The following is a 5,424-nucleotide window of genomic DNA, read 5'->3' on the forward strand; positions in this document are numbered from 1 at the left end:
CCCTCTCCCCTCTCCCCCCCTCCCCCCTCCCCTTCCCCTCTCGTCGAGACCCCGGGTTGTCGTCGACACCCCGGGGTCCCTGTGTCTGCAGCCCGGGGTCTCGCCGCGTACCCGGGGTCTCGGCGAAAAGGCGGAGGAGAGGGATCGAGAGAGATTCAGTATTCGGTGTTGCTAAGTACCGGTACTCAGTGTTACTTTGTACCGGTACCCAGCAACACTGAGTACCGAACGGAAGACACAGGAACGAGAGGAGGGGACGATGGGCAAGCAGATGACCGAGATGCTCAAGGGCACCCTGGAGGGCATCGTGCTGGCCCTCCTCGCCGAGCAGCCGGCCTACGGATACGAGATCACCACCCGGCTGCGTGAGCACGGCTTCACCGACACCGCCGAGGGCACCGTCTACGCCCTGCTGGTCAGGATCGAGCAGAAGAAGCTCGTCGACGTCGAGAAGGTGCCGAGCGAGAAGGGCCCGCCCCGCAAGGTGTACACCCTCAACGCGCAGGGCCGCCAGGAGCTGGAGGAGTTCTGGACGACCTGGGACTTCCTCCGCACGCACATCGAACTACTGCACACCACGAACACCACGAACAAGGAGAACTGACATGGCCGCCAAGTGGATCGAAGCGCTCACCGGATCGCTCGAGCAGAAGAAGCAGTACAAGCAGGCGAAGGCGCGGATCGAGGCTCTGCCGGAGCCATACCGCACGGTCGCCAACGCCCAGTACCGGTACTACCTGTATTACGGCGGCATCACCGACGGCGACACCATCGTGACGATGTTCCTCGACCTCGCCGACCTCTGGGAACGCGCCGCCCTCGACGGCACGCCGGTCAGCGCGATCGTGGGCGACGACCCCGTCGAGTACGCCGAGGAGTACGCCCGCGCCTACGGCGGGACGCAGTGGATCGACAAGGAGCGCGCCCGCCTCATCAAGGCGTTCGACGACGCGAAGAAGAAGGAGGAATCATGACGACGCCAGCCCTCTCGGTGCGCGGCATCGAGAAGTCGTACAAGGATCTGCACGTGCTGCGCGGCGTCGACTTCGAGGTGGAGCGGGGATCGATCTTCGCCCTCCTCGGGTCGAACGGCGCGGGCAAGACCACCATGGTGCGCATCCTCTCCACGCTGCTGAAGTCCGACGCGGGCACGGCGACGGTGCAGGGCATCGATGTCGCGGCGAACCCGGTCGGAGTGCGCGAGCGCATCAGCCTCACCGGACAGTTCGCCGCGGTCGACGAGATCCTCACCGGACGCGAGAACCTCGTGCTGGTCGCGAAGCTGCGGCATCTCCCCGACGCCGGTGCGGTGGCCGATCGGCTTCTCGCGCGCTTCCGGCTCACCGAGGCCGGGGGCCGCAAGGTCGGCACGTACTCCGGAGGGATGCGGCGCCGGCTCGACATCGCGATGAGCCTGGTCGGCGACCCCGAGGTCATCTACCTCGACGAGCCGACCACGGGCCTCGACCCCGAGTCGCGCATCGAGGTGTGGGACGTCGTGAAGGAGCTCGCGGGCGGCGGCACGACCGTGCTGCTCACCACGCAGTACCTCGATGAGGCGGAGCAGCTGGCCGACCGCATCGCGATCCTCCATGAGGGCCGCATCATCGCGAACGACACGCTCGCCGGACTCAAGCGGCTGCTTCCGGCCGCGAAGGTCGAGTACGTCGAGAAACAGCCCACCCTCGAGGAGATCTTCCTCACCCTCATCGGCCCCTCATCCCCTTCGACGGGCTCAGGGACCCAGGTCCAGAGAGGAGATGCAGCATGACCACGCACTTCGCCGCCGACACGGCGACACTCACCGGCCGCTCGATGCGGCACATCTTCCGCAGCCCCGACACGATCATCACCACCGCAGTCACCCCGATCGCCCTGATGCTTCTGTTCGTGTACGTCTTCGGCGGCGCTCTCCAGCAGAGCACCGGCGCCGAGAACTACGTGAACTACCTGCTGCCGGGCATCCTGCTCATCGCGATCGCGTCGGGCATCGCCTACACGGCGTTCCGGCTGTTCACCGACATGCAGAGCGGCATCTTCGAGCGGTTCCACTCCATGCCGATCGCCCGGTCGAGCGTGCTGTGGGCTCACGTGCTCACGTCTCTCACGGCGAACGCCATCACCCTCGCGATCATCTTCGGGGTCGGGTTCCTCATGGGCTTCCGCACCGGCGCGAGCGTCTGGGCCTGGCTCGGAGTGATCGGCATCCTGATGCTGTTCACCCTGGCACTCACCTGGTTGGCGATCATCGCCGGCCTGAACGCGAAGACGGTCGACGGCGCGAGCGCCTTCTCGTATCCGCTGATCTTCCTCCCGTTCATCAGCTCGGCGTTCGTGCCGACCGACACCATGCCGGCTCCGGTGCAGTGGTTCGCCGAGAATCAGCCGGTGACCTCGATCGTCAACTCCATCCAGGCGCTGTTCGCGGGCGAGCCGGTCGGGTCCGACATCTGGGTCGCTCTCGCCTGGTGCGTCGGGATCCTCGTGGTCGCCTACGTGTTCGCGATCATCTCGTACCGGAAGAAGGTCAGCTGATCGACGTCAAGCGAGACGGAACGCTCCGACCGGGGACTCTTCCCCGGCCGGGGCGTTTCGCCGCGCTCGGCGGCCGTTCGAATCGCCCGACTGGCTCCATCCGGCCGGGATTTGCCGCAAAGTGGGCGACTCGAAGTCAGCGGAGGCCGACCGGACCGAGCACCACGCGGCGACCGGTCCGGACCCAGACGGCGCCGTCGGCACGGTGCTCGGCGCGGGTGGTGAAGCGGTAGCGGTACGTCACGGCGCGCACCCACCGCGGCCGCTCGCCGTGGAAGGGGTCCACACGCAGCATCCGCAGCGTCGGGGCATCCGCCTCCAGGAGCCGCACGAGGAACACCGAGAACCAGTCGTCCAACGAGTGCCCGAGCGGCAGGAACCACATCAGCCAGTCCAGCCGCAGGTGATACGGGGCGAACTGCCGCGGGATCCGCCGCACGTCCCCCGGCTTCCCGCGGAACTCGTACTCGCGCCAGTGCCGGCCCTCCTCGTCGTCAGACCCCTCCACGACGATCTCGATCCGCTCCCGCGTGACCGTGCCGAAGGCTCCGTAGGCGTTGGCGAGCTGCCACCGGTGGAAGCTCGCGTTCATGAGCTGTCGTCGCGCGAAGAGGTTGCGCACGGCGGGCACGCTCAGCACGACGAACAGCACCCCGACCACCGAGGTCACCACGACCCACCACAGCGGCATGCCGGACACCGTCCACGGCAGCGAGGTCTCCGGCGTCCGCTCCGGGGTCTCGATGCCGGGGAGGCCGATCGCGGAGAACCCGAGCACGATCGTCGCCCAGTTCAGCCACGCGAAGTTCCCGGTGAGCACGAGCCACAGCTGCGTCGCGATCACGATCCCGCCGGCGACGGCACCGACGATCTGCGGCACCGGACCGGGCATCCACAGCGACAGCAGCGGGGCGAAGAGGAAGAACGGCACCACGAGCTGCGCGACGTGGTTCCCGACGACCTCGAGCTTGTGGAACCACCGCGGCAGCAGATGCGCCTGGCGGCTCAGCGGCCCGGGCATCGGCTGGGTCTCGTGGTGGAAGGTCATCGCGGTGAGGTCGCGCCACTCCCGTCCGCCGCGGATCTTGATCATCCCGGCGCCGAACTCCAGCCGGAACAGCAGCCACCAGAACAGCACGATCACCACGGTCGGCGGCGGCTGGTCGTTCGAGCCGAGGAAGGCCGCGAGGAACCCCGCCTCCAGCAGCAGCATCTCCCACCCGAACGAGTAGAAGGTCTGCCCGATGCTCACCACCGACATGTAGCCGAACCACAGGACGAGGAAGGCGAGCATCGGCACCCACGGTGGTCCGAGTTGCGGCACCCCGGCGATGAGCAGGGCGGCGATGACGATTCCCGCCCCGCACAGCGCGACCAGGCGCCGGTCCGTGTAGCGGACGCGGGTGAAGAGCGTGGGGTGCAGCAGCTTCCGGCGCTCGCGCTTCTGCGCCACCCAGTCCAGCAGCACGGGCGCGGGCAGGAGCCCGTGCTCGCCGAGGAGCGGACGGAACTGGTTGAACGTCGAGACGAACGCCACGAGGTACAGCACCGCGATGCCCCGCTGCAGGACCTCGCGGGCGAACCCGAAGTCGACCGCCGCGAACCCGTCCACGGCCACAGGCTACGCCGCGCCCGCCCTCCCGATGAGGGGGTTGCGCGGAGCGGAGATCAGTTCTGCATCGCGATCTGCTGCCCCTTCACGAGCGGATAGGCGACGAGGTCCGTACCGTCGAGATCCTCCTTGTGCATGTCCACACCGGTGATCTGGCTGTTCTCGTAGGTCGTGTAGTAGTACACGCCGGTCGCGGTGTTGGCGCACGACGAGTAGATGGTGATCTCGTACTTCTCCTCGTCGCCGACCTGCACGCACCCGCGCTGCTGGGCGACGGAGCCGAGGATCTGGAAGAACTGGCTGATCGACTCCGACTCCGTCGTCCCGCACACCGAGTTCATGCGCGTGAACACCGCCTTCACGAACCGGGACGACGACGACAGGTCGCCCGGCAGCCCGATCCCGCCCATGCCGCGACTGTAGAGGTCCATCGGCACGTCCGCGGCGAACGTATTCTCCGGCTGCCGCTTCGAGAGGTGCTGATAGTCGTTGAGCCGGAAGCTCTGGATGTCGAACGTGGGGTTGTTCGTGAGCACGCCCCACAGGTTGTCGTAGACCTTGAGGCCGCCGCGCACGCTCTCGACCGTGATCGATGCGCTCTTGTCGGCGATGATCCAGTGCAACGGCGACAGCGGGAACTCCGGGCTGAAGTCGATGTCGACGAGACTCACCGACCGCAGCGCCTCTTTCACCTCGGCCACCGTCTCGAACTGTCCGAGGACCCAGGGGATGAACTCGAACGGCGTGACCTCGGTGTCCCCCGACCCCGGCGCCGGATAGTGCGCGTTGTCCGGGAAGTTGAGCCCCGCCATGCCGAGCCCCTTCTCGTTGACCGCGTCGTAGTAGAGCGGGTAGCCGTCGGCGATCGTGGCGATCCCGATGATCGCGTGGTGCGTCGGCGACGACGGCAGCCGGTGGAACGGGAACGGGAAGTTCCGCGGTGTGACGGTCACGGTCTCGTTGTACGAGAACTCCAGATCGAGATTCCTCCCGAAGTAGTGGTCGGCGGTCGTGAAGCTCAGTCCTGTGCACATGGTCGTGTCCCCCCATCCGCGGGCCGGTCGACCCGCCGGTTTCGCGCCATGCTTCCACCTTCGGCACCGGAATGTAAGTGGGGTCACCCACGACGAAGGAGGGCCTCCCGCTGCGGGAGACCCTCCTTCGAGACGTGCGTCCTCACCGTCGGGACGGAGATCCGCAGGCGCGCGGCGAGCAGCACGCACACGGTGATGCCCACGAGCGTCAACAGAGCCATGGCGAGGAAGCACGCGGCGAGC

General features: G+C 67.2%; 6 protein-coding genes. 4 read left to right on the forward strand and 2 right to left on the reverse strand.

What is annotated here, in order from left to right:
- Positions 1 to 259 precede the first annotated feature (259 nt).
- The 4 genes from DW296_RS09035 to DW296_RS09050 are packed head-to-tail and all read left to right on the forward strand — an operon-like array spanning position 260 to position 2,535.
- Complete coding sequence (locus DW296_RS09035) at positions 260 to 604, forward strand: PadR family transcriptional regulator (protein ID WP_136051955.1); 345 nt, start codon at positions 260 to 262, stop codon at positions 602 to 604.
- A 1-nt stretch (position 605) separates the two neighbouring features.
- Entirely contained in the window at positions 606 to 974 is a 369-nt protein-coding gene (locus DW296_RS09040) for a DUF1048 domain-containing protein (protein WP_071327951.1), read from the forward strand.
- Positions 971 to 1,771, forward strand: a complete 801-nt coding sequence (locus DW296_RS09045) for an ABC transporter ATP-binding protein (RefSeq protein WP_136051956.1) — start codon at positions 971 to 973, stop codon at positions 1,769 to 1,771. Before DW296_RS09040 ends, DW296_RS09045 begins: the two co-directional genes overlap by 4 nt.
- Positions 1,768 to 2,535 (forward strand): ABC transporter permease, encoded by a 768-nt coding sequence (locus DW296_RS09050; protein WP_101847789.1) that lies wholly within the window; start codon positions 1,768 to 1,770, stop codon positions 2,533 to 2,535. The genes DW296_RS09045 and DW296_RS09050 overlap by 4 nt, the downstream gene beginning before the upstream one ends.
- 136 nt (positions 2,536 to 2,671) lie before the next feature.
- Here DW296_RS09050 and DW296_RS09055 read toward each other — a convergent pair whose 3' ends face one another.
- Together DW296_RS09055 and bsh are read right to left on the reverse strand one after the other, a co-directional pair.
- Positions 2,672 to 4,147: a lipase maturation factor family protein gene (locus DW296_RS09055; RefSeq protein ID WP_136051957.1), complete on the reverse strand. Its 1,476-nt coding sequence runs from the start codon at positions 4,145 to 4,147 to the stop codon at positions 2,672 to 2,674.
- Positions 4,148 to 4,203: 56 nt separating this feature from the next.
- The gene (gene bsh, locus DW296_RS09060) at positions 4,204 to 5,181 is read right to left on the reverse strand and encodes a choloylglycine hydrolase (protein WP_136051958.1); all 978 of its coding nucleotides are present in this window, start codon (positions 5,179 to 5,181) and stop codon (positions 4,204 to 4,206) included.
- Positions 5,182 to 5,424 lie beyond the last annotated feature (243 nt).

Source organism: Microbacterium sp. K36 (assembly GCF_004794355.1).
Classification (GTDB): Bacteria; Actinomycetota; Actinomycetes; order Actinomycetales; family Microbacteriaceae; genus Microbacterium; species Microbacterium paraoxydans_D.

Excerpts from the sequence above, each read along its gene's own strand:
- DW296_RS09035 (WP_136051955.1), top strand. The coding sequence starts at position 260 with ATGGGCAAGCAGATGACCGAGATGCTCAAGGGCACCCTGGAGGGCATC.
- DW296_RS09040 (WP_071327951.1), top strand. The coding sequence starts at position 606 with ATGGCCGCCAAGTGGATCGAAGCGCTCACCGGATCGCTCGAGCAGAAG.
- DW296_RS09045 (WP_136051956.1), top strand. The coding sequence starts at position 971 with ATGACGACGCCAGCCCTCTCGGTGCGCGGCATCGAGAAGTCGTACAAG.
- DW296_RS09050 (WP_101847789.1), top strand. The coding sequence starts at position 1,768 with ATGACCACGCACTTCGCCGCCGACACGGCGACACTCACCGGCCGCTCG.
- bsh (WP_136051958.1), bottom strand. The coding sequence starts at position 5,181 with ATGTGCACAGGACTGAGCTTCACGACCGCCGACCACTACTTCGGGAGG.